Here is a 17,882-nt window from a genome sequence, read left to right on the forward strand (position 1 = left end):
CTCCGGCAGATGCGGCCCCCGCGCCTTACCAACCCAGGCGATTCATGACGGCGCTGATGCGCAGGCCGGCCTGGGCCGCGATCGCCGCCAGCCGGTCCACATCGGGCAGGTCGGTCAGCGGATCGGCCACGCCCAGTTCCTCGCGGTGGATGCCGCCGGCGATCAGCAGGCCGTCGATGCCGGCGGCGTTGGCGCCGGCCATGTCGGTACGCAGGCTGTCACCCACCGCCAGGATGCGGTCCGGCGCCATGCCGCCCAGCAGATCGAAGCAGCGGGCGTAGACGCCGGGATAAGGCTTGCCGTGCTGGCGCACGTCGCCGCCCAGCTCTTCATACCGCCGCGCCAGCTCACCCGCGCAGATCACCAGCTGCGGTCCGACATGCACCACCAGGTCCGGGTTGGCGCAGACCATGGGCAGCTTCAGCGCGGCGCAGGCGGCCAGGATGGGTTCGTAATCCGCCAGCGATTCGCTGAAATCGACAATGCCGGTGTTCAGGACGAAGTCCGCGTCCTCGGGCCGGTCGACCTTCAGCCGGTCCCCGAGATCCAGGTAGACGCCGGCGTCGCGGTCGGGGCCGATGTGCAGCAGCTTCGGCCCCAGGGCCCGGTGCCAGGCGTCTGGCGGATCGCGCAGGGCGTCGTGCGTCGCCTCGCCCGAGGTCAGCAGCGCGTCGTAATGGTCGGGCGTCAGCCCCATCTCGGTCAGCCGGGCGGCGGCGGCATCCACGCGGCGGGGGGCGTTGGACAGCAGACAGACGCGCTTGCCTTGGGCGCGCAGCGTCTTCAGGCATTCGGGCACGCCAGCATAGGGGGCGATGCCGTCATGCACGACCCCCCACAAATCCAGGACGAATCCGTCGTAGCGGTCCGCCAGCTGCGACAGGCCGGTAAATAAGGGAATGGCAGGGCTCATGAGGGGAACAGTCTACTCTCAGGAAGGCAGGCGGCGGGCCATGCGCGGCTCGCCGAACAGGTAGCCCTGGCCGAAGTCGATGAACAGATCCAAAAGGTCCAGCAGCTGCTGGTCGGTTTCGATCTTTTCCACGATCAGGTCGATGTTGTTGCGGTCCAGCTGGCGCTTCAGCAGCGTCACCTTGTCCGGGTTGGCGAAGCGGCCGTCGGGGTCCAGCAGGCGGGCGGCGTCCAGCTTCACGAAGCGGATTTCGTGCGCCGCCAGCTGGTCCCAGTCGACGTCGAAGCGATCGACCTGGTCCATGGAAAAGCGGAAGCCCAGGCTGCGCAGCCCGTCCAGGAAGCCGGTGGCGAAGATGTCGCCCTGCATCAGGTCGGCCTGGCTGAGCTCGAAGATGATCTTCTGCACCAGGTTGGGATGCTGGCCCATGAACTGGACGAATTCCCGCATGAAGGTGCCGTCGTTCAGCGTGGCGGCGGAGATGTTGCAGAAGAAGCCCACGTTCTGGTGCCGTTTCTCCGTCTCGCGCAGCAGCTGGACGCAGCGGAACAGCAGCAGGTTGTCGATGGGCGCCATCAGGTTGTGGCGGGCCGCCACGCCCAGATAGCGGTCGGGCGTGAGATAGCTGCCGTCCTCCAGCCGAATGCGGGAGAACACTTCATAAAAGCGGTGCTTGCGCTGCGGCAGGCTGACGATGGGCTGAAGGAAGATGTCCACCCGGTCCGACCGCAGCGCCTCGCGGATGCCGTTCATCACCGGGCCGTCGTCCTCCGCCGACGGCGCCTCGCCGGGCAGGGGACCGTAGGCAGAGCCCAGGCTGGGCACGCCGGTGGTGCGGGCAGCCTGGGCTGCCGCCGGGGCGACTTGCGGCGCTGGCGCGTGCGGGGCAGGCTCGATGGCGGTGGCGGGTCCCGCCGGCATCTGGTCGGCCAGGGTGCGCAGCATGCGGGCGTCGCTGACCACGGCGGCGACCGCGCCGCCGGCCTCGCCGCTGGGTCGCATCAGCCGGTCCAGGGCGGCCAGCACGTCGCGTTGGCGATCCAGCAGGCGGTCCAACCGGTGCTCCATCCGCTCCGCCTGCTCCATGCGGGCATAGAATTCATGCAGCAGGCCGCCGAAGACGAAGACCACCAGGCCCAGCAGCAGGCCATAGGACCGGTCGACGCCCACGCCGGCCAGCGGCAGGGCCAAGGCCACGGCCACCGCCACGGCGACATAGCAGGCGGCGAAGATGATGTGACGCAGCACGTGCATGTTCAGGCCCCTCGTTCCGCCCTTCGGTGCTCGCTCCGGGACCTGCGGTCGCAGGCCTGGCATTTGCTGGAACCTTGTACGTTACTTGTGGTCCGCCCCCACCGCCTGGGCCACGTTGGTGAAACCGTCGCGGCGCAGCAGGTCGGCCAGGTCGCGCTTGATGGCGGCGACCAGGCCGGGGCCGTGGTAGACCAGGGCGGAATAGATCTGAACCAGGCTGGCCCCGGCGCGAATCTTGGCATAGGCCTGCGCGCCCGATCCGATGCCGCCCACGCCCACCAGCGGCAGCTTGCCGCCCGTCAGGCGGTAGAAATCGCGCAACACGGACGTCGACTTTTCGAACAGCGGCTGGCCGCTGAGGCCCCCGGCCTCCGCGCGATGGGCGGGGGTCAGGCCGTCCGGCCGCTCCAGTGTGGTGTTGGACACGATCAGGCCGTCGATGCCGCTGGCCAGCGCCACCTCCGCCACGTCCACCTTGTCGTCCTCGGTCAGGTCCGGCGCCACCTTCAGCAGCAGGGGCGTGCGACGGCTTCCCCGCGCCTCCAGGCAGGCGGCCAGCAGGTCGGTCAGGGCCTGGCGCCCCTGCAGCGAGCGCAGGCCCGGCGTGTTGGGGGAGGAGACGTTGACCACCAGGTAGTCGGCCAGGGGCGCCAGGCGGCGGATGCCGATGACGTAGTCGGACGCCGCGTCCGCCGTTTCCTTGTTCTTGCCCACATTGGCGCCGACGATGCCGGTGCGGCCCAGGCCGCGCCGATCTTCCAGCCGCCGGGCGAAGGTCTCCAGCCCCTCATTGTTGAAGCCGAAGCGGTTGATGACGCCCTCGACCTCCACGGCGCGGAACAGCCGGGGCTTGGCGTTGCCGGGCTGCGGCCGGGGGGTGACGGTGCCGGCCTCCACCAGGCCGAAGCCCAGGGCCAGCATGGCGTCCGGCACCCGGGCGTTCTTGTCGAAGCCGGCGCCCAGGCCCACCGGGTTGGGAAAGTCCAGGCCGAACACGGTCTGGCTCAGCGCCGGGTCGTCGGGGCCGCCGGCGCCGAACAGGGCCGGGGGCAGGGCGCCGACCTTCAGCAGGTTGATGGTCAGGTCGTGCGCCCGCTCCGCATCCATGGCGAACAGGATGGGGCGGGCGAGGCGATAGGCCAGGCTCATCAGACCATTCCCTCAAGGACATGCGGCGGGAACTCATGGCGGCCATCCCCGCCCAACGGCAGCGGGTCGGCGCGCAGGACGGCGCTTACCGGAAGGCCGCCATACAGGTGAGGGAACAGCTGTCCGCCGCGTGACGGCTCATACTTCAGGGCATCGCCCAAGGGGACTGGATCCACCGTGAGGATCAGCAGGCCGGTCTGGCCGGCGCGGTGCCTGGCGGCGCTTTCCACCACCTGGCTGGCTGTGGAGAAATGGATGAAGCCGTCGGCCTGGTCCTGCGAGGACCCCGGATAGACGCCGGCCGCCAGGGCCGCCAGCCATTCGTCCGCGCGGCACATATGGAAAATCACATCGCTCATGCTGTCGCCCCCATCGTGGCGCCGACCCTAGTGCATTTCGCCGTGCAGCAGGATGGGAAAATGCGGGAGTCGCAAATTGAGACGAATGCCGCAGGTCTCGTCGCAAAATGACACCGCGCCAGCGTTGAAATTTTGTGACCGCTACCCGGACGCAAACGGAAAGCGGCCTGTTCCTTAGGGCAACGCTGGATCTACCCGTAGGAAATAGGCAGCGGTTGCAATGGCATCAGTCTTGCGTCGCGCCGCCTGCACACCTGCAATCGAGGGGAATGGAACGATGAGCCTGCTGGATGCGCCGCACCGTGATGACCAAACCCTGAGCGCCGGTTTCCTGACGGTGGGCAGTGGCCGCGCCACGCTGGCGGGCCCGGTGATGACCCACACCCCCGTGCCGCTGAAGCCGACGACCGAGATGCTGGCGGCCGGCGCCCGCGCCGGCGGCGTCAGCGTCGCCACCGCCTGGGCCATCTACACGTCTATGCTGAAGTCGGCTTAATGCCGACAGGGCATGCTGAAGTCGGCTTAGCGCTGATGGAGCCATGCTGAAGTCAGTCTGAGGCTGGTGGACGTCAGTCCAGGTCGAATCCCTGCAGATGGAAGGGCTCGTCCCCCCACGGATCGTCGGGCGGTGACGACAGCCTTGACGGCGGGGGTTTCGTCAGGGGCGGCAGGGTGAGGTCCGGCCCCTGCCCCGGCGCATACTGGGCCGGCGCATGCAGGAAGTCGCGCGTGATGCGCACGGCCTCGGCCAGGCCCACGCGCTGCGGCTCCACCCCGCCGGGGAAAGCGCCCTTCAGCCGGCTGGGCATCATGGGGTCCAGCAACACGAACACGCCAGTGTCGTCGGCCCGTCGCACCAGCCGTCCGAAGGCCTGGCGCAGCCGCAGCCGGGTGATCATGTCGTCGTAATGCCGCCGCCGGGCGGTGCGGTCGAAATAATCGCGCCGCGCCTTGTGCAGGATGTCCGGCCGCGGCCAGGGCACGCGGTCGAAGACGATCAGGCGCAGGGACCGGCCTGGCACGTCCACGCCGTCGCGCACCGCGTCGGTGCCCAGCAGGCAGGCATTGTCCTCCCCCCGGAAGATATCGACCAGCGTCGCCACATCCAGCCCGTCCAGGTGCTGCGACAGCAGCGGCAGGCCCGCCGCCTCCAGCGGCGCGCCGATGCGCTCATGCACGGCGCGCAGGCGCTGCACCGCCGTGAACAGGCCGATGGCGCCACCGCCCGAGGCCAGGAACAGCTCGCGATAGGCGGCGGCCACCTGGGCCAAATCGTCCTTGCGCACGTCGTTGACGATGAGCACCCGCGTCTGGCTGGCGTAGTCGAAGGGGGACGGCACCTGGGCGCGCAGGGCGGGGCGGGGCAGGTGGATGGCGCCGGTGCGGGCGTGGGCCGCCTGCCAGTCCGCCTCCACATCACCGGTGCCGTCGGTCAGGGTGGCGGAGGTCATGACCAGGCCGTGCGCCTGCGCCCCCAGGATCTGGGCCAGCGGCCAGGTGGGGTCCACCCAGTGGCGGTACATGCCCACGTCCAGGTCGCGGCCGTCCTGGCGCTCCACCCCGAACCAGTCGACGTAGCGGCTGGGCGTCTCCTCGGCCAGGGCCGCCAGCATCTGGCGCCAGCCGCCGATCTCGTTGGCGGAGCGTCGCTTCAGGCTGCGGGCAATGGCGTCGATGCGCCGGCGGGTGTCGCTCTCCAGCTCATCCGACTCGTCGTCCAGCCGCTCACGCAGCCGGTCGGCCAGGGCCTCCAGCGGGGCGGACAGCTCACCCAGGGCGGCGGACAACGCCTGTGCCGCCTCCAGCACCCCGTCCACCAGGGGCTGGACCTCCACCTCCAAGCTGTAGGGGTTGTCCGGGCCGTGGGCGCGGGCATAGACCTGGGCGCGCACCTGGGCCAGGAAGGCCTCCGTCGGGCCCACCGGCTCGCCGCCGCCCACGCGCTGCGGCCAGGCCTCGCCCGGCAGCTGGCGGGCGGCGCGCGCGATCTCATCCAGCAGGCGGCTGGCGTGATCGTCGCCGCCGATCAGATCCTCCACCCGGCGGCGCAGGCCGCGCGCCCGGCTGCGCCCACCGCTTTCCGCCCCCAGCAGCCAGCGGCGCAGCTCCGCCGTCTCGAACCCCGTCAGATGGCCGGCGAAGGCGTTGTCGGCGGCGTCGAAGACGTGGTGGCCCTCATCGAAGACATAGCGGGTGGGGATGTAGGCGTCGTCCCCGCCGCCCAGGGCCGCCTGGATCATGACCAGGGCGTGGTTGGCGATGACGATGTCGGCCCGCCGCGCCCGGCGCACGCTCTTTTCGATGAAGCATTTGGTGTAGTGGCTGCAGGCGCTGTAGACGCACTCCCCCCGCCGGTCGGCCAGCGCCAGGGTGCGGCCTTTGCCCAGCAGGTCGACCAGCCAGCCCGGGAAATCGCCGCCCTGCATGTCGCCGTCGCGGGTGGCGGCGGCCCAGCGCGCCATCAGGCCGATGGCCACGGCGTACTGCGGGTTGGCGGTGGCGACGCCGGCCGCCTCCTCCAGGTTCAGCAGGCAGAGATAGTTTTCCCGTCCCTTGCGGATCACGACCTTGCGCGCCTTGGTGGCGGGGTCGCGGTGCAGGCGGTCCATCTCCTTGTCGATCTGGTGCTGCAACTGGCGGGTATAGGTGGAAATCCAGACGGGGCCCTTGTTCTTCTCCGCCCACACCGTGGCCGGCGCCAGATAGCCCAGGGTCTTGCCCACGCCCGTGCCGGCCTCTGCCAGCACCAGGTTGGGCTCCCCCTCCACGTCGCGGGGGGTGAAGGCGGTGGAGACGGCGCTGGCGTAGTCCGACTGCTGCGGCCGGGGTTCGGCCTGGCTGCCACTCATCACCAGGTCGGCCAGGCGGCGGCGGGCTTCGGCCGGCTCCACCGGCAGGTGGCCGGGCGGCGGTTCCGGCGCGTCCGCCTGCCATTCCTTCATGCCGGCCCACACCTGGTAGGCGCGGATGGCGCCGCCGCGCCAGCGCGACTTTTCCGGTCCCGCCGGGGCGCCCAGGGCCGCCAGCACCAGGGGCGACCACAGCCAGCCGCCACCGCTGGCACCGCCATCGCCTTCCGCACCCATGGCCCAGGCCAGGCCGACGGGGTCGGAACGCTGGTCGTCGACCGGGCCCATCAGTTCCCGCAGCAGGGCCTCGGCCGCGCGCACCAGCGTCAGGGCCTCGGCCTCCGCATCCGCCGGTCGGGGCAGGTCCAACGCCTGCGCCAGGCCGCGCGGCGTAGGCAGGCAGAAGGTGGCGGGCCGCACGAAGGCATACAGTTCCAGCAGGTCATAGCCCTGGATCAGCTTGTCGGTGCCCAGGCGCCGGGCGGTGGCGCGGGCATGGCACAGCAGGTGCGGCTGGCGGAGGACGCGGCGCACCGCCTCCGCCTTGTCGATGATCTCCACCTCGCCATCGGGGCTCAGCCACACCGCCTGGCGGGCACCCGGCACCAGGGCCGGCGCATCCGGCACCAGCAGGCGCCGCGGCCCGGTGGGGGCGGACACCAGGCTGGGCGGCGGCTTCGGTACGGTGGGTGGTTGAAACGGATCGGTCATCGGGGGGCTTCGGCGTTGGGCGGGGCGGAGTATAGACGGCGACTCGCGGCATTTCATGAACAAAAGCGGTACGGCTGCGTCGGTCCTTTTCGGGGACAGCGGCCGAGGCCTGGCCTGTTGGGATATGCCCCTTTCCCGTGCAGGCGATCGTCTTAATTCACCCCCTGGGCCGTGTGGCGGCCCGGGTTGAACGTAGGGGAAGGGACGGTGCCTGACAGTTTCATCAGCGGCGGTGGCGCGGCTGGCCTGTCCATGGCCGACTGGATGGATGCCGAGATTCCTGAGGGCCGCCTGCTGATCGGGCCCACGCGCGCCATTCCCGCCGGCATGCGGCGCTACGCTCTGGGCGGGCCGACCTGCAGCCCCATTTGGCGGGACGCCCGCGTCATCAAATACCTGCACGGTCTGGACGCGGTCGGCCGCCTGCGCCTGCGCCAGATGGTGCGGGGCGTGGACTTCCGCGTCAGCGACACGCAACTCGTCGACCAGGCGATGCGCGACCTGGCCATGGGCAGCCTCAGCGCCTTCCTCATCCCCCGCGCCATCGCCCCGCTCTCGCCCCCGTCCGTGGACCCGCCCCGGCACGACCAAGGGGACGAGGATCCGCCGGGCCAGCCCGCGCAATGGTCGGTGACCGACCGCGTCGTCGCCACGCTGCGCCGCTGCGTGCCCCTGCTGCCGCGCGACATGCAGCAGGCGGCCAAAAGCCTGTTCACCCGCGAAACGCTGTACTGGCTGGCCGGCTTCCTGGTGGTGTGGGCCGGCGGCCACCTGGCGGGCTATGGCGAGGCCATCGACGTGATCCTGCTGGGCGTGGGCTACGCCATGGTGGGTTGGTCGGTGTTCCAGGGCCTGAACGACCTGGGCCACGGCATCGCCCTGGCCATCACCGCCAAGACCCAGCATGATCTGGACGAGGCCGCCAAGCGCACGGCCGCCGGCCTCACCATCCTGACCATCAACGCCCTGATCGCCCTGATCGCCAAGGTGAAGCCGGCGTCGGGTGGCAAGCGCCCGATGGTCGAGGAACCGCCACCGCCACCGGCCGACCCGCCGTTGCCGCCGAAGGCGCCCAAGCCCGACCTGAAGACATTACGGGAGCGATACGCGGACCGGATCAAGAAGGGCGACACGTTTAAAACACTAGGTGTAAGTGAAGAAGAGGCGGAAGGCTTCCTGGACACAGAACCAGGGAACCGATTGCTGAGCGAACTTTCGAAGGCGGATCCGACAGCAAGTGTGAAGTTGATCCGTGATCGTGCCATATCCATGGTACAGTCTGGTTCCGGTTTACCGGAAATGGCGAATATGGCATCGCCATTAGTAAAGATCGTCCCAAAAGGAGCCAGCATTTCTCCCTATTCTCCGTATTTCACAACTATGGAGAATTTGAATAAGGCGACATCGTCAGGTAAGAATCTTGCTGACTATTTTGGGCTTCCGGTAAGTAGCGGAGCATCCGTGTACGATGTGTATCAAATATCACCAAAGGTCGGCGTTGATCCGCCAGCGGTGTTCGTTAGCAAGATCGCGCCAACCAGTGAGCTTGGTGGGTTGGTGGAGCGGTCGGGTGGCGCCACACAATATATCGTCCCTAACCGCGGATTATGGGATGCCCCTGTGCCGATCGGCACCATTGGTTTCTAGAGGGAAGAATGGATCAAACGCTTATACAGCAGTCCGCTATCAAGCTGGAGGTTCTGCTACGCCAATACGCTGCGGCTGATTCTGAAGCGGCGGAATTGCTGGAAGGGCTTAAGGATCTGGTTTTCAACGCTAAGATCGGGGGCATTAAATCTCCCATTGATCGTCGCGACATACCCGGTTCTTGGTATTTTTTTGAAGGCAATCTGAGGAGGTACAAAGACCTGGAAGAGGCATTTGCAGAGTTTAAATTCCAAATAACCGGGGGGGAAACCCCGGCAAGGCAGGCTACGCTACAAAGGATAGCTGAAATTAAGGCCCAGCAATCAAAATCGGGACAGTAGGCGACGCTCTCTGAGGAAGGAGTGAATCCGACGGTGAAAGTGGCGGTGGTAGTGCAGGTCATTGTCATGCGGATGTAGGGAAAGCACGGTTGGCGTTGGTCCCTATCGAGCCACATCCTGAGGGAGAAGGATAATGGATCTGGAGCGCTTCAAGCGGTCCGCCCTCGAACTAGAAGACGAGGCACGCCACTATGCCGCAATGGATCCGCAGGTGAAGTGCTTCGCTGGTTCTGTCGAGGGCATCACCGCCGACGCGAAGACAGAAAGGATTCTGGCACCGCTCGACCATATACCTGGAGACTATTATTTCTATGAAGGCACCTTGTGGCAGTACCGCGACCTTGAAAGTGCGTTCGCCCGGTTCAGAATCGAGGTGACCGGCGGTGAGACGCCGGCTGTGAAGGCCGCTCTGGACGCGATACGGGCAACGAAGCCGTAGTATGCGAAGAGCGCCTTTGGGTGCCGGAGGGGCTGCTACGTGTTCAGTGATCTCGACCTGGTGGAACTGGTGAAAGCCGAGATGGCCGATCTCATGGCTCGCCATGGCCTGGAACTGGCTGTCATAGGGAAGGGAGAGGTCCTTCTTCGGCGGACGGATTACGCCATAAAGCGTAAGCGTCAGCGGATCGGCGAGCAGTTCAAGGGTTGACGGCCTTCTTCATTCTTGAAGCGCTGGCGATCCGCTTAAGAGTAATGCGGATCTGCTCTTCATCGATATCGTCGGGGTCGTAGGGGCCGCCGTACCAGTCGAGGGCTTCCTTCTTCTTTTTGCTGCCTCTGCCCTTGTCGGGCCCGGCGATGTCATCGAGGAAGTCGTAGTAGCCGGGAACTCCGCCGCAATCCTCGGGCGGGCAGCGCCGCTCGCCACCAAGGAACTGGGGATAGGGCTGGTCCGGCTGAGCGGCCTCGACGCGCTCGATGATGATCTGGTGTTCCCAGTTGTCGCCCATGTCGTAGACGTAGCCGAACGTCTCGACACCGGCATCGAGCAACTTTTGTAGCTTGATCGTGCTGGCGCGCTTGATAGTGCGCCCCCAGTCCATGCCATCGGGATCGGGAAGGCCGTAGGTGGCCCCCTCGACCTCGAACTCCCACAGATGGTAGTCGAGCCAGCCCATGGCGGCCTGGATGATCTTGTGGAGCGCCGCGAGGCTGGTGGTGCCGCGCACGGCAACGCGGCGCCAGACCAGGGGTTCGGTATGGAGCAGTTCGATGCGCAGGATGGCAAGGGTGTCGGCGGTCATGCCGCGAGTTTGTCAGCCCGGCGCATCCAGTTCCAGGGCAGAAGTTCGGCCAGCCGGTTGATCGGATGCCCCTTGGCCATGCGGTCCAGGACATCCGCCAGATAGGCCTCGGGGTCGAGCCCGTTCAGCTTCGCCGTCTCCAGGACGGAGTAGAGGAGTGCCGCCCGGTCGCCGCCCGCCTCGGAGCCCAGGAACAGGAAGTTCTTCCTGGTGATTGCGATGCCGCGCAGGGAGCGTTCGGCGGGGTTGTTGTCGATGGCGATACGGCCATCGGCGACATAGAGGGTGAGCGCCTCCCAGCGGTTCAGCGCATACCCGATCGCCTTGCCCAGCGTGTTCTTGGCCGACAGGCGCCGTTGCTGCGCCTCCAGCCATGGCTTGAGGTCGTCGAGGATGGGAACGGCGAGTTGCCGCCGGGCGTCCCGGCGCTGTTCAGCCGACAGGCCGGTGATCGCGGCCTCGACCTCGTAGAGCCGCCCGATCCGGCGCAAGGCCTCCTCGGCGATGGGTGACCTGGTCTTCTCGTACTGGTCGTAGAGATGCCGCCGCGCATGCGCCCAGCAGGCAGCATGAACGATGCCCGATGGGATGATGCCGGGCTGGACCAGGCTCGATGGCCGGGTCAGTGCCTCATAACCCGTATAGGCGTCCGCCTGGATCACCCCGCTGAACCCGGAGAGATGCTCACGGGGCCGTTCGCCCTTGCGATCCGGGCTGAAACGATAGAACGCCGCTGGCGCACGCTCCCCGCACCAGGGCCGCTCATCGACCAGGTAGGTCCAAAGCCGACCGAGCCGGGTCTGGCCGTTGCCGGGGGCCAGCACCTTGATCGGCGTGTCGTCGGTGTGGATGACTGGCGCCGCCATTACATGGGCACCGATCAGACCGGCCAGGGGGGCCACCCACCAGGCGGCATGGCCGACCCAATCGGCCAAGGTCGCGCGCTCGATCGCGATGCCCTCGCGCGCCAGGATCGCCGACTGCCGGTAGAGCGGCAGCCCGTCCAGGTACTTCGACACCACGACATTGGCCAGCAGGCCGGGCCCGGGGCGGCCCTTCTCCACCGGCAGGTCTGGGGCAGGCGCCTGGAGGATGACCTCGCACGCCCGGCAGGAGAGCTTCGGCCGGATGTGGCGGATCACCTTGAGGCGGGCCGGGATCTTCTCCAGCACCTCGGTCACGTCCTCGCCCAGCTTGGAGAAATGCGTGCCGCCGCAGCCGGGGCAGACGTCACCGGGGGAATGGACGACCTCCTCCCGCGGCAGATGCTCCGGCAAGGGATGGCGCACCGGATGGCGCTGGTCCCGCTGGCGCCGTTCCGGGGCCGCGTTCCCGGCATCCAGCGACGGCGCCGTCCGGGCGGCTTCGCCTTCCTCCAGGTCTTCCAGCATCAGTTCCAGTTGCGCGATCTGCCGGTCGAGCTTCTCCGATGAGCGGCCGAACTGCATCCGGCGGAGCTTGGCCAGTTGGGCCTTGTACTGCTCGATCAGGAGGCGCGCGCCAGTCAGTTCCGCCCGCGCCGTGGCCAGTTCGGCCTCGCGTTCGGCGAGCCGGGCACGGAGCTCGGCGATCTCTGCGGCGGCGGCGGTCATGGGGCGGATTCTACCCGAAAACGCCGCCGTCGGCAGCGTGGTGGACAGCATCCGAGTCACTATGACGCGCCGGGGGCCGCACGGGACCGAGCGCGCTCAGCAGGCCGCGTCCGGCTGCCAGGTTCGCACCGGCGTCCGCCAATCGATCCCTTCCAGCAGCATGGAAACCTGGGCGGCGGTAAGCGCGACCGAGCCCTCCCGGGCCTGTGGCCAGACGAACCGGCCACGCTCCAGCCGCTTGGAGAACAGGCAGAGGCCCTGGCCGTCCCACCATAAAATCTTGATCAGGTCACCCCGCCGCCCCCGGAAGGCGTAAAGCGCGCCGTCGTGGGGATCAAGCCTCAGCATCGTCTGCACCTGAGCGGCCAGGCTGTCGAACCCACGGCGCATGTCGGTCGCGCCGCACGCCAGGTAGAGGCGGACATTGCCCGGAAGGCCGATCACGACAATGCCGCCAAAACCCGGCGCAAGGCCGCCTCACCGACATCGCCGGTGATCCGCAGGCGCACGCCGGTCGGCAGCTCGACCTCGACCACGCCGACGGCAACGGGCGTCTGCTCCGCCACTTCAGGTACGACAGCCGGTGCGGGCAACGCCGCATCGGCAACAACCGAGACCGGCACGAACCCCGTCAGCTCACCCGACCGGAACTGCTTGCGCCACGTCGATAGCTGACCGGTGCTGATACCGTGCATGCGGCACGTCAGGCTCGGCGACGACCCCGGCGCCACGCTCTGCGCCAGAACCCGCAGCTTCTCTTCGGTACTCCAGCGCCGCCGACGCTCCGGCCCGCTCAAAACTTCGCCGTGCAACTCCGAAGCGCTCGTATGAGCACTTCGAAGCGCCTCCTTGCCGATCACCGTCACGTCATCCATGCGTCCACCACTCAAGCCGAGCGGCAAGCATGCCCATCAATAACGCCATGGGAAGGCGGGGCTGCGCTGACGCTTACCATAAAGCTCATGGCGGGCCGCGAAGAAATCCACCTCGTTTATTTTGATAAAAAGGCCAGGCCCATAAGGGGCTACAACGTCTTCCTCTATCTAATGCACCAGCGCCGCGCCCGGCTGATATCGTCAATGGAAGAAGCAATGCCCGTCCAGGGCTATACCGGCCACATGGAACGCGAACTCCGCGCTTTGACGCGGCAATTGACCGTCGCGGGGCAGGACATCCTGGAGGGCTCCACGGAATGGACCAAGACCTACCACTGGCCGACCTTGACGCTTGATGCGGAAACCGCCGCCCTTCTTTGAGGGGAGATCGGTCGCGCTGGGGATTGGCGGCAATCGCGGTGACGCTATTTCGCTACAAAGCGGTGGGGTCACCGCTTTGCGCGAGATTGTGGCCGTTCAATCTATGGCCCCGGCGATGATGGTTTCCACAACACCGATATCCGAGCCGACGTCCATCCAGGTCTCGGAGCGTGCCCTGGCCTTGGCTGAGGCTCGGTTGGCTGCGGCGCCGGAATTCAGCACCTACGCTTCTCTGGTCGCTCAGTTGCGCTACGTGCTGATGGCCCTCAAGGGGGGCGAGCGCGCCCGGCTGAAGGAGATCATCGTCGGGCATTACGCCGTCCGTGAGTTCGCTGAGAGCGATCCGGAATTGGCGGAGGCGCTGATGGCCGCGCAGGCCATTGCCACACGGATGGGCAGGGGGCTTAAGCCATAACGCGGATGGGGTGCAGGTGCGCTTGAGTGACGATGATGACGTTCATGAAGGGGTGATCGTCCCAGACCTGATTCGGGACGCCCTTGCCCGCTGTCGGCGGCTGCGGGAGCAGTGGCCGGATATCGCCACCTTCGCCTCCGTCCACCGCCAGCTCGACTATCTTCTGAAGGTCGCGACCGATCCCGTGGCCGACCGGTCGCGGCTCACCGACATTGTCATTGGCGTACAGGCGGCCCGCGAGGTCGAGACCATCGACCCCGATCTGGCTGACCTGCTGCACACCATCAATGCCTGGGCCAATGCCTGGGCGGAACGGTTGGCCACGCTTAAATAAACGGCGCCCCCAGCCCTTCCTGCCCGAAGGCGCGCTGCACCGATGGCCGGGCCAGGAGCTCGGCGCATAGGCGGCCCAGGTGGGGCAGGTCGCGGGGCGGGTGGGTGAAATTGCGGCCCCAGCGCACCAGCATCAGCAACAGAAAGTCGGCGACGGTCAGGTGGTCGGCGGCGATGCAGGGGCGGGTGGCCAGTTCGCGGTCGACCAGGGCGAACATCTCGCACAGACGCCGTTCCGCCGTGGCCTTGGCATCGGCGACGTGGACGGGGTCGGTCACATGCTGCTCGGGATAATAGAAGACGCGGTATTCCGGCTGGATGGTGTTGGTCAGGTGGAACAGCCAGGTCAGGAAGCGGCCCCGGCCAGCCGCGCCGGGGGCGGGCGCCAGCTTGGACTCGGGGTGCCTGTCTGCCAGGTGCAGCAGGATGGCGGCGGTCTCGAACACCGTCTCCTCGTTGCCGTCCGGCTGCTGGGCCAGCAGGGTGGGGATGCGGCCGGTGGGGTTGCGGGCCAGGTAGGGAGCCGACTTATGCTCGGCATTGCCGCGGTCCAGCAACGCCAACTCATAGGGGGTTCCGATTTCCTCCAGCGCTATGTGCGGTGCCAGGTTGGCATTTCCCGGGAAATAGAACAGCGTGTAGGCCATGGACGGATCCCCCCAAGAGAAAGCCAACTCGATAAAGGCCGGCGCGGGCCGGCGGCCTGAACGGCGCGCGATGCTACGGCGGGCCTTCCGCTGGGCGCAAGTCGTGCTGCTGGCGGGGGTGGTGCTCACCCTGGGCTGGGTCTGCCTCTATGCTGTGATGGACCCGCCGGGCACGCCCCTGATGCTCATCCGCCGCCTGCAGGGTGTGTCGATGCAGGGCTGGACGCCCGTGCCGCTGGACCGCATTGCGCCTGCCCTGCAGCGCGCCGTCATCGGGGCGGAGGACAGCCGCTTCTGCAGCCATCACGGCGTGGACTGGCAGGCGGTGGACGCCGCCATGGACGAGGATGAGGAAGGCCACAAGCTGCGCGGCGCCAGCACCATCAGCCAGCAGACGGCCAAGAACGCCTTCCTGTGGCCCGGCCGCACCTGGCTGCGCAAGGGGGTGGAGTTTGGCTTCACCGAACTGATCGAACTGATCTGGGGCAAGCGCCGCATCCTGGAGATGTATCTGAACATCGTGGAATGGGGCGACGGCCTGTATGGGGCGGAGGCGGCGTCCCGCGCCTATTTCGGCGTGCCGGCGTCGGCCCTGTCGCCCGCGCAGGCGGCGGCGCTGGCCGCCGTGCTGCCCAGCCCGCGCAAGTGGAACGCGAGGCATCCCGGCCCTTACGTCGCCCGGCGCATCGGCATCCTGGAACAGCGCGCCGCCATCGTCGCCCGCGACGGGCTGGATGGCTGCCTGAGGCGCTAGCCCCCGCCCCATGCGGCGGCTTGGCGCGCGTCCCTTGTACAGAGGCGTGAGAATAACTATTAATTTCCGGGACGCCCCGGGCCGGTTCCCGGGACAGCCCCCCTTAGACGGGCTCCGGCGACGGGGCCTGAGGCGTATTCGGATGCATCTCTCTTCCCGCCCCGCCGTTTCGGACGCGCCCGCCCCCGATCAGGACGCCCTTCCCGCCGACGCCCGCCCCTTGAGCCGGGCCGCGAAGGGGGAGGTGGGCCGGGTTATCCGCGTGGGCCTGGACGGCGCCTTGCACGACAGCCTGGACCCGGATGAGCTGGAGCGCCGGCTGCTGGAGATCGGTTTCGTCGAGGGGGCCAGGGTGGAAATCCTGCATGAGGGCCTGTTCGGCCGCGACCCCATCGCCGTGAAGGTGGACGACATGCGCGTGGCCCTGCGCCGCCGCGAGGCCGAGGCCATCCTGATCACCGCCTGGCAACAGCCGGCCGCGTCGGGCGCCACCCCGCGCGTCATCGCTGAAGACCGCCGGTCATGAACGCCATCGCCCCCGTCCTGCAGACCGCCCCGCGCATCGCCCTGGTCGGCAACCCCAATTGCGGCAAGACCGCGCTGTTCAACGCGCTGACCGGCAGCCGGCAAAAGGTGGCCAACTACGCCGGCGTGACGGTGGAGCGCAAGGAAGGCAGCTTCACCACGCCCGAGGGCCGGCGCATCCAGGTCCTGGACCTGCCTGGCACCTACTCCCTGCGCGCCCGCAGCCCGGATGAGGAGGTGACGCGCGACGTGGTGCTGGGCCGCTTCAAGGGTGAGGCGGAGCCAGACCTGCTGGTCTGCGTGGCCGACGCCACCAACCTGCGCCTGGTGCTGCGTCTAGTGCTGGAGCTGAAGCAGGTGGGGCGGCCGCTGCTGCTGGCTTTGAACATGTTCGACATCGCCAGGCATCGCGGCATCGAGATCGACATCGGCCGCCTGTCGGCGGAGCTGGGCGTGCCGGTGGTGCCCACCGTGGCGGTGCGCAAGGCCGGCACCGCCGACCTGCTGAAGCACATCGACACGGCGGCGGTGGACTTGGCGACGGGCGCCGCCGGCGCCAACACCTGGCACGAGCCTTCGGCGGAAGAGGTGCGCGCCACACACCGCGAGGCCGACCGCATCATCAAGCTGGCGGTGCGTCCGCCGACCAAGCCCGACACCTGGACCACCTGGCTGGACACCGTGCTGCTGAACCCGGTGGCGGGGCTGCTGATCCTGCTGACCGTGCTGTTCTTCATGTTCCAGGCGGTATTCACCTGGGCGCAGCCGGCCATGGACGGCATCAAGGCCGGGTTCGACGCCCTGGCCGCCTGGATCAACGGCGCCATGCCCGACGGCATCCTGCGCAGCCTGATCACCGACGGCGTCATCGCCGGCGTGGGCAGCATCGTCGTCTTCCTGCCGCAGATCGTCATCCTGTTCACCTTCATCATCCTGCTGGAAGATTTCGGCTACATGCCGCGCGCGGCCTTCCTGATGGACAAGATCATGGGCGGGGCTGGCCTGCACGGCCGCGCCTTCATTCCGCTCTTGTCCAGCTTCGCCTGCGCCATTCCCGGCATCATGGCGACCCGCGTCATCGACAACCGGCGCGACCGCCTGGCCACCATCATGGTGGCGCCGCTGATGACCTGTTCCGCCCGTATCCCGGTCTACACCCTGATCATCTCCGCCTTCGTGCCGGACCGCACGGTGGGCGGGGTGTTCTCGCTGCAGGGGCTGGTCATGTTCGGGCTCTATGCCGCCGGCATCCTGAGCGCCTTGCTGGTCGCCTTCGTCATGCGGCGCCTGGTGTGGCGCGGCACGGTGGAGCCCTTCCTGATGGAACTGCCGGCCTACAAGGTGCCGGACGTGAAGAACCTGGTGATGGGGGTGTGGACCCGGGCCAAGGCTTTCCTGCAGCGGGCCGGCACCACCATCCTCAGCATCATGATCCTGATCTGGTTCCTCAGCTCCTTCCCCGGCGCACCGGCGGGCGCGACCGACCCCGCCATCGACTATTCCATCGCCGGAATGGTCGGGCATTGGCTGCAGCCCCTGGTGGCGCCCATCGGCTTCAACTGGCAGATCACCGTGGCGCTGATCCCCGGCATGGCCGCGCGCGAGGTGGCGGTGGCGGCCCTGGGCACCGTTTACGCCGTGGGCGGGGGCGAGGAGAACGTGACCGCGCTGATGGACACGCTGGGCCACAGCTGGTCGCTGGCCACGGCCCTGTCGCTGCTGGCCTGGTACGTCTTCGCGCCCCAGTGCGCCTCCACCTTGGGCGTGGTGCGGCGCGAGACCAATTCCCTGAAATGGCCGCTCATCATGTTCGGCTACATGCTGACCCTGGCCTACCTGGCCTCGTTCGCGACCTACCACATCGCCGCCAGCCTGGGGTGGGCGTAAGGAGAA

The 17,882-nt window shown here is 67.8% G+C and carries 21 protein-coding genes; 11 read left to right on the forward strand and 10 right to left on the reverse strand.

Going from position 1 to position 17,882, the window contains the following annotated elements; genetic code table 11:
* Positions 1–25: 25 nt before the first annotated feature.
* From Y958_RS00865 to Y958_RS00880, 4 genes are all read right to left on the reverse strand, one after another.
* Entirely contained in the window at positions 26–913 is an 888-nt protein-coding gene (locus tag Y958_RS00865; protein ID WP_088870532.1) for a TIGR01459 family HAD-type hydrolase, read from the reverse strand.
* Between the two features lie 18 nt (positions 914–931).
* Complete coding sequence (locus tag Y958_RS00870) at positions 932–2,167, reverse strand: EAL domain-containing protein (RefSeq protein WP_186291209.1); 1,236 nt, start codon at positions 2,165–2,167, stop codon at positions 932–934.
* 81 nt (positions 2,168–2,248) lie between these two features.
* Positions 2,249–3,316, reverse strand: a complete 1,068-nt coding sequence (locus Y958_RS00875; protein ID WP_088870534.1) for a quinone-dependent dihydroorotate dehydrogenase — start codon at positions 3,314–3,316, stop codon at positions 2,249–2,251.
* A complete protein-coding gene (locus Y958_RS00880) occupies positions 3,316–3,675 on the reverse strand; it encodes a DUF952 domain-containing protein (RefSeq protein ID WP_088870535.1) in 360 nt (119 codons plus the stop codon). Before Y958_RS00880 ends, Y958_RS00875 begins: the two co-directional genes overlap by 1 nt.
* 277 nt (positions 3,676–3,952) lie before the next feature.
* On the opposite strand from Y958_RS00880, the gene Y958_RS00885 reads away from it, so the two are divergent.
* Positions 3,953–4,171: a hypothetical protein gene (locus tag Y958_RS00885; protein WP_004272858.1), complete on the forward strand. Its 219-nt coding sequence runs from the start codon at positions 3,953–3,955 to the stop codon at positions 4,169–4,171.
* 73 nt (positions 4,172–4,244) lie between these two features.
* Here the strand turns inward: Y958_RS00885 and Y958_RS00890 are convergent, their stop codons facing one another.
* On the reverse strand, positions 4,245–7,235 hold the full coding sequence (locus Y958_RS00890) for an ATP-dependent DNA helicase (RefSeq protein ID WP_088870536.1): 2,991 nt from the start codon (positions 7,233–7,235) through the stop codon (positions 4,245–4,247).
* A 252-nt stretch (positions 7,236–7,487) separates the two neighbouring features.
* Between Y958_RS00890 and Y958_RS00895 the strand changes: the two genes are divergently transcribed.
* The 4 genes from Y958_RS00895 to Y958_RS31775 all read left to right on the forward strand — a co-directional run bounded on the left by Y958_RS00895 (position 7,488) and on the right by Y958_RS31775 (position 9,872).
* The gene (locus Y958_RS00895) at positions 7,488–8,882 is read left to right on the forward strand and encodes a hypothetical protein (protein WP_145728002.1); all 1,395 of its coding nucleotides are present in this window, start codon (positions 7,488–7,490) and stop codon (positions 8,880–8,882) included.
* An 8-nt stretch (positions 8,883–8,890) separates the two neighbouring features.
* The gene (locus tag Y958_RS00900) at positions 8,891–9,223 is read left to right on the forward strand and encodes a hypothetical protein (RefSeq protein WP_088870538.1); all 333 of its coding nucleotides are present in this window, start codon (positions 8,891–8,893) and stop codon (positions 9,221–9,223) included.
* Positions 9,224–9,356: 133 nt separating this feature from the next.
* Positions 9,357–9,662: a hypothetical protein gene (locus Y958_RS00905; protein WP_088870539.1), complete on the forward strand. Its 306-nt coding sequence runs from the start codon at positions 9,357–9,359 to the stop codon at positions 9,660–9,662.
* Between the two features lie 39 nt (positions 9,663–9,701).
* Positions 9,702–9,872, forward strand: a complete 171-nt coding sequence (locus Y958_RS31775; RefSeq protein ID WP_186291210.1) for a hypothetical protein — start codon at positions 9,702–9,704, stop codon at positions 9,870–9,872.
* Here the strand turns inward: Y958_RS31775 and Y958_RS00910 are convergent.
* The 4 genes from Y958_RS00910 to tnpA all read right to left on the reverse strand — a co-directional run bounded on the left by Y958_RS00910 (position 9,862) and on the right by tnpA (position 12,934).
* Positions 9,862–10,467 (reverse strand): plasmid pRiA4b ORF-3 family protein, encoded by a 606-nt coding sequence (locus Y958_RS00910; protein ID WP_088870540.1) that lies wholly within the window; start codon positions 10,465–10,467, stop codon positions 9,862–9,864. The two genes, Y958_RS31775 and Y958_RS00910, sit on opposite strands and share 11 nt — an antisense overlap.
* Complete coding sequence (gene tnpC, locus Y958_RS00915) at positions 10,464–12,059, reverse strand: IS66 family transposase (RefSeq protein WP_145960797.1); 1,596 nt, start codon at positions 12,057–12,059, stop codon at positions 10,464–10,466. Before tnpC ends, Y958_RS00910 begins: the two co-directional genes overlap by 4 nt.
* A 96-nt stretch (positions 12,060–12,155) precedes the next feature.
* Positions 12,156–12,503, reverse strand: a complete 348-nt coding sequence (gene tnpB / locus Y958_RS00920) for an IS66 family insertion sequence element accessory protein TnpB (RefSeq protein WP_088870542.1) — start codon at positions 12,501–12,503, stop codon at positions 12,156–12,158.
* Positions 12,500–12,934 carry an IS66-like element accessory protein TnpA gene (gene tnpA / locus Y958_RS00925; RefSeq protein WP_088870543.1) on the reverse strand — a complete coding sequence of 145 codons (435 nt, stop codon included), beginning with the start codon at positions 12,932–12,934 and terminating at the stop codon, positions 12,500–12,502. Before tnpA ends, tnpB begins: the two co-directional genes overlap by 4 nt.
* 87 nt (positions 12,935–13,021) lie before the next feature.
* On the opposite strand from tnpA, the gene Y958_RS00930 reads away from it, so the two are divergent.
* Genes Y958_RS00930 through Y958_RS00940 form a run of 3 tightly spaced genes read left to right on the forward strand, consistent with a single transcriptional unit; the run spans position 13,022 to position 14,064 of the window.
* Positions 13,022–13,315, forward strand: a complete 294-nt coding sequence (locus tag Y958_RS00930) for a hypothetical protein (RefSeq protein WP_088870544.1) — start codon at positions 13,022–13,024, stop codon at positions 13,313–13,315.
* The gene (locus Y958_RS00935) at positions 13,290–13,730 is read left to right on the forward strand and encodes an immunity protein Tsi6 family protein (protein ID WP_088870545.1); all 441 of its coding nucleotides are present in this window, start codon (positions 13,290–13,292) and stop codon (positions 13,728–13,730) included. Before Y958_RS00930 ends, Y958_RS00935 begins: the two co-directional genes overlap by 26 nt.
* 22 nt (positions 13,731–13,752) lie before the next feature.
* Entirely contained in the window at positions 13,753–14,064 is a 312-nt protein-coding gene (locus Y958_RS00940) for an immunity protein Tsi6 family protein (protein WP_088870546.1), read from the forward strand.
* Here the strand turns inward: Y958_RS00940 and Y958_RS00945 are convergent.
* Positions 14,057–14,710 (reverse strand): glutathione S-transferase family protein, encoded by a 654-nt coding sequence (locus Y958_RS00945; RefSeq protein WP_088870547.1) that lies wholly within the window; start codon positions 14,708–14,710, stop codon positions 14,057–14,059. The genes Y958_RS00940 and Y958_RS00945 overlap by 8 nt on opposite strands.
* A 70-nt stretch (positions 14,711–14,780) precedes the next feature.
* Between Y958_RS00945 and mtgA the strand changes: the two genes are divergently transcribed.
* The 3 genes from mtgA (at position 14,781) to feoB (ending at position 17,876) form a co-directional block, all read left to right on the forward strand.
* Entirely contained in the window at positions 14,781–15,464 is a 684-nt protein-coding gene (gene mtgA / locus Y958_RS00950; protein ID WP_088870548.1) for a monofunctional biosynthetic peptidoglycan transglycosylase, read from the forward strand.
* Between the two features lie 142 nt (positions 15,465–15,606).
* Complete coding sequence (locus tag Y958_RS00955; protein ID WP_088870549.1) at positions 15,607–15,990, forward strand: FeoA family protein; 384 nt, start codon at positions 15,607–15,609, stop codon at positions 15,988–15,990.
* On the forward strand, positions 15,987–17,876 hold the full coding sequence (feoB, locus tag Y958_RS00960; RefSeq protein ID WP_186291211.1) for a ferrous iron transport protein B: 1,890 nt from the start codon (positions 15,987–15,989) through the stop codon (positions 17,874–17,876). The genes Y958_RS00955 and feoB overlap by 4 nt, the downstream gene beginning before the upstream one ends.
* Positions 17,877–17,882: the final 6 nt, after the last annotated feature.

The sequence above is a fragment of the Nitrospirillum viridazoti CBAmc genome, from assembly GCF_000730165.1.
In the GTDB taxonomy this organism is placed as follows: Bacteria; Pseudomonadota; Alphaproteobacteria; order Azospirillales; family Azospirillaceae; genus Nitrospirillum; species Nitrospirillum viridazoti.

Bases quoted from the DNA above. Each gene is read 5' to 3' on its own strand.
- Y958_RS00865 (WP_088870532.1), bottom strand. From the start codon at position 913: ATGAGCCCTGCCATTCCCTTATTTACCGGCCTGTCGCAGCTGGCGGAC.
- Y958_RS00870 (WP_186291209.1), bottom strand. From the start codon at position 2,167: ATGCACGTGCTGCGTCACATCATCTTCGCCGCCTGCTATGTCGCCGTG.
- Y958_RS00875 (WP_088870534.1), bottom strand. From the start codon at position 3,316: ATGAGCCTGGCCTATCGCCTCGCCCGCCCCATCCTGTTCGCCATGGAT.
- Y958_RS00880 (WP_088870535.1), bottom strand. From the start codon at position 3,675: ATGAGCGATGTGATTTTCCATATGTGCCGCGCGGACGAATGGCTGGCG.
- Y958_RS00885 (WP_004272858.1), top strand. From the start codon at position 3,953: ATGAGCCTGCTGGATGCGCCGCACCGTGATGACCAAACCCTGAGCGCC.
- Y958_RS00890 (WP_088870536.1), bottom strand. From the start codon at position 7,235: ATGACCGATCCGTTTCAACCACCCACCGTACCGAAGCCGCCGCCCAGC.
- Y958_RS00895 (WP_145728002.1), top strand. From the start codon at position 7,488: ATGGCCGACTGGATGGATGCCGAGATTCCTGAGGGCCGCCTGCTGATC.
- Y958_RS00900 (WP_088870538.1), top strand. From the start codon at position 8,891: ATGGATCAAACGCTTATACAGCAGTCCGCTATCAAGCTGGAGGTTCTG.
- Y958_RS00905 (WP_088870539.1), top strand. From the start codon at position 9,357: ATGGATCTGGAGCGCTTCAAGCGGTCCGCCCTCGAACTAGAAGACGAG.
- Y958_RS00910 (WP_088870540.1), bottom strand. From the start codon at position 10,467: ATGACCGCCGACACCCTTGCCATCCTGCGCATCGAACTGCTCCATACC.
- tnpC (WP_145960797.1), bottom strand. From the start codon at position 12,059: ATGACCGCCGCCGCCGCAGAGATCGCCGAGCTCCGTGCCCGGCTCGCC.
- tnpA (WP_088870543.1), bottom strand. From the start codon at position 12,934: ATGGATGACGTGACGGTGATCGGCAAGGAGGCGCTTCGAAGTGCTCAT.
- Y958_RS00930 (WP_088870544.1), top strand. From the start codon at position 13,022: ATGGCGGGCCGCGAAGAAATCCACCTCGTTTATTTTGATAAAAAGGCC.
- Y958_RS00935 (WP_088870545.1), top strand. From the start codon at position 13,290: ATGCGGAAACCGCCGCCCTTCTTTGAGGGGAGATCGGTCGCGCTGGGG.
- Y958_RS00945 (WP_088870547.1), bottom strand. From the start codon at position 14,710: ATGGCCTACACGCTGTTCTATTTCCCGGGAAATGCCAACCTGGCACCG.
- mtgA (WP_088870548.1), top strand. From the start codon at position 14,781: ATGCTACGGCGGGCCTTCCGCTGGGCGCAAGTCGTGCTGCTGGCGGGG.
- Y958_RS00955 (WP_088870549.1), top strand. From the start codon at position 15,607: ATGCATCTCTCTTCCCGCCCCGCCGTTTCGGACGCGCCCGCCCCCGAT.
- feoB (WP_186291211.1), top strand. From the start codon at position 15,987: ATGAACGCCATCGCCCCCGTCCTGCAGACCGCCCCGCGCATCGCCCTG.